Annotated in this window: 1 protein-coding gene; it reads left to right on the top strand. The window is 57.3% G+C overall.

All coding sequences use genetic code 11. The features are described from left to right. Nucleotides 1-379 (top strand): DUF2252 family protein (locus BG61_RS38975; protein ID WP_035943906.1); only part of this gene is annotated, 379 nt, incomplete at both ends.

The following is a 379-nucleotide window of genomic DNA, read 5'->3' as shown; positions in this document are numbered from 1 at the left end:
GAATTTTGGCTTGTTTGCCACGCCGGAGCGCAATCTGGTCTTCGATCTGAATGACTTTGACGAAACGCTGCCGGCACCTTGGGAATGGGATCTGAAACGGTTGGCCGTCAGTTTTGCTGTCGCGGGACGCGATAACCAGTTGCCGGACGCAGATTGCCGCAGAGGCGTCCTGGAATGCGTGCGCGCCTACCGAGAGCACCTGCGGGAGTATTCCCGGATGAATCCTCTGGAAGTCTGGTACACGCGCCTGGACATGACGACCCTCATTGCGATGGCACCCGATGAGAAGGTCAAAAAGATGCGCGAGCAATTGGCGGAAAAAGCCCGCCAGCGCGTTGTTGAAAACCTCTTTCCCAAGATTGTCGGCGAAGTGGCTGGG

Source organism: Caballeronia glathei (assembly GCF_000698595.1).
Classification (GTDB): domain Bacteria; phylum Pseudomonadota; class Gammaproteobacteria; order Burkholderiales; family Burkholderiaceae; genus Caballeronia; species Caballeronia glathei.
The sequence above is the reverse complement of the archived record's forward strand: the minus strand, read 5'-3'. Positions and strand labels throughout refer to the sequence as shown.